The 3,286-nt window shown below is 53.3% G+C and carries 2 protein-coding genes; both read left to right on the top strand.

The window, feature by feature from the left end:
• Window positions 1-426 precede the first annotated feature (426 nt).
• Window positions 427-1,977 (top strand): glutamine-hydrolyzing GMP synthase, encoded by a 1,551-nt coding sequence (gene guaA / locus Q1K24_RS09615; protein ID WP_300368117.1) that lies wholly within the window; start codon window positions 427-429, stop codon window positions 1,975-1,977.
• Between the two features lie 37 nt (window positions 1,978-2,014).
• Window positions 2,015-2,758, top strand: coding sequence for a uroporphyrinogen-III synthase (locus Q1K24_RS09610; protein WP_300368120.1), 744 nt, complete (start codon window positions 2,015-2,017; stop codon window positions 2,756-2,758).
• The last annotated feature ends 528 nt before the right edge of the window (window positions 2,759-3,286 follow it).

Below are 3,286 nucleotides of genomic sequence, written 5' to 3'. Positions count from 1 at the left end.
GTTCCCATATGAAAATGGCGTGGACGGTGCTGGTGGGCTACATAGTCGCAATGGTCCTCTGGTACGTCCAATTCGAAATGATGGGAATATATTAGATCGTTAGGGTGTAAGACTGTAAGATCGCCGCTTGGCGGCTTTGTGAGAATGTGAGATTGTGAGAAGGTGAGATTGTGAGAAGGTGAGATCGCTTTGCTGGTAAAAGGTCAAAAATGGCCATCCCACCTTCCCATATCCCAACTCCCATATCCCAACTCCTATATCCCAACCCTCTCACCCTCCCACCAGCGCGAAGCGCGTCCTCACCCTCCCACCTTCCCACAAAGCCGCACCGCGGCGATCCCACATTCCCACATTCCCACATCCTCACTTAACTTTAACCTTCCACACGGTAAAATACCATCAAATTCTTCCGTCAAGGACTCCATTTTGAAAGATGTCAGTATCATAGTTCTCGACTTCGGTTCGCAGTATACGCAGCTCATTGCACGCCGCCTTCGCGAAGAGAAGGTCTACTGCGAAATTGTTCCCTATTTCACCAAGGTCGAAGAGATCAAAGCGAAAAATCCCAAAGGTATTATTCTGAGCGGCGGTCCCGCTTCCGTGTATGACAAAGATGCTTTCGAAGTGGACAAAGCAGTCTACGATCTGGGGCTTCCGATTCTCGGCATCTGTTACGGTATGCAGCGCATCGCTGTCGATTTCGGTGGCTCGGTGGTTCGGTCGACGCATCACGAGTACGGCAAAGCGGAGCTCCATTTTCATGAGGAACATGGGCATACGTCACCGCTTTTCGAAGGGTGCCATGACGCCACGATCGTCTGGATGAGCCACTCCGACCGGGTCGAAACGCTGCCGGACGGATTCAAACCGATCGCCTACAGCGACAACTCCCCCTATGCGGCGATAGCCGATGAAACGAGAAGAATCTATGCACTTCAGTTTCACCCGGAAGTTCACCACTCCGAAGAGGGGCATATCATGCTCCGCAATTTCGCCCGTACGATCTGCGGTGTCACCGAGAAGTGGGATATGGGCCATTTCCTCAAAGAGCAGATCGCCAAAATCCGGCAGCAGGTCGGAGAAGGCAAGGTGCTCTGCGCATTGAGCGGCGGCGTCGATTCGTCGGTTGTGGCGGCACTTCTCTACGAAGCGATTGGCGATCAGCTGATTCCGGTATTCGTCGACAACGGACTGCTTCGAAAAGGGGAGCGCGAACAGGTTGAAAGCGTCTTCAAAGTGCACCTGAAAGTCCCTCTGATCACTGTCGATGCAAGCGAGCATTTTCTCGTCAAGCTGGCAGGTGTGACCGACCCCGAGCAGAAGCGGAAAATCATTGGTCACACCTTCATTGAAGTCTTTGAACAGGAGGCGAAAAAGCATGAAGGGATCAAATTTCTGGCGCAGGGAACACTCTATCCGGACGTGATCGAATCGGTTTCGGTCAAGGGCCCCAGTGAAACGATCAAATCCCACCACAATGTCGGCGGCCTGCCGGATTGGATGGATTTCGAACTGATCGAACCGCTCCGCGAGCTCTTCAAGGACGAGGTAAGAAAACTCGGTCTCGAACTGGGTCTGCCCGAATCGCTTGTCTACCGACACCCGTTCCCGGGACCGGGACTGGCGATCCGTATCATGGGCGAGGTCAACATCTACGATCTCGACCTGCTAAGAGAAGCGGACGTGATTCTGCTCGAAGAGCTCAAAGCGAGTGGTTACTATACAAAAACATGGCAGGCATTTGCTGTGCTGCTCAACGTCAAAAGTGTCGGTGTCATGGGCGACAACCGCACCTACGACAACACCGTCTGTGTCCGTGTCGTCGAATCGGTCGACGGCATGACCGCAACCTTCGCCCATCTTCCGCACGATCTGCTCGAACGTATCAGCCGACGCATCATCAACGAAGTCGACGGCATCAACCGTGTCGTCTACGACATCAGCTCCAAACCGCCCGCTACGATCGAATGGGAATAACGCATACGTTGCACGAATGGATAATGGAAAATTGAGAATGGAGAATGAAGAGAAGCCGCAAGGCGGCCAATCGAAGGAGGCGCAAAGCACCGCTTCATCCCCCATCCCCCATATCCCATCCCCCATATCCCATCCCCCATCCCCCATCTATCTATTGTCCCCTACATCCAAACCCGGCGTCAGGCACCTTCCGATGATCCACTTCACCCTCATACCCCAAACCATCGACTTTTCCGGTTACGACGGGTTGATTCTTACCTCCAAACAGGGGGTTGTTTCGCTCGATGAGGTGTCACATGGCGAGTGGAAGCGGCTTCCCGCGGCGGCTATCGGAAAGATGACAGCGGAAGAGATCGAAAAACGTGGCGGAAAAGTGATCTATATTGCTTCCAAAGCGTATGGCGATGTGTTGGCCAGGGAGCTGGCAGAGAGGTTCCCCGGATTCCGATGGCTCTACGCCCGGCCGAAAGTGGTGGTCTCCAAAATCGCCAAAGATCTTCGCGAGGCAGGTATCGAAGTGGATGAAGCGGTCATCTACGAAACGTCATGTACCTGCTACGACGAGAGCCGAAAACCGGAAAAGGGAGCGGCTCTCATTTTCACGGCCCCCTCCATCGTCAAATGTTTTTTCGAAAACTTTTCCTGGGACGAAAGCTGGAGAGCTGTGGCCATCGGTAACAAAACGGCACAGGCGTTCCCGGATTACGTCAACCCCGACATTTCTCCCTCCACATCACTCGACGAGGCGATCAAATTTGCCCGTTTTTCAACCCCCGATTAAGCATTTTGGAGTATAATAATTTTATGTAGGCAACAGCGATGTTGTCTCACACCGACTGAGCGGTGCGCTACCCGCATATCGGGGGTCCAACACTTTGATATTGCGGGACCGGTAGGTGCGTGGTGCGTCGGTAACTTCGTTTGAGCCGGTGCTCCCGGCGAGAAGCTGCCGCCTAAAGCGTACCTCCCTCCTGCACCGTTGGTCTATTGATGGACCACACTCACGCGTGAACGCCCGCTCGGTCTTGTCGCGGTGGTTGGGGGTATTTTTTCTCCGTCTGCTGCATCATCGCATCACAATGACTGCGTTGTAGCTCCATCGACGTAGCTCACTGCGCCTCGTTGCTGTGCCGCGTACTCGCACTTTTCTGATGCCCCATCTATAGACAAGCGTAGTGACGGGCTTCGTATTTTTCTTTCAAATTTGATCAGTTCCCTTGACACCACCAAACGAAACATGCTTTCGTTTTATACGACCAACGACCAACGACCAACGACCAACGACCAACGACCAACGACCAACGACCAA

Origin of the sequence: Hydrogenimonas sp. (genome assembly GCF_029932565.1) — a bacterium.
Lineage (GTDB): Bacteria > Campylobacterota > Campylobacteria > Campylobacterales > Hydrogenimonadaceae > Hydrogenimonas.
Note: the sequence above shows the minus strand (reverse complement) of the source record. Positions and strands in the feature narration are given on the sequence as shown.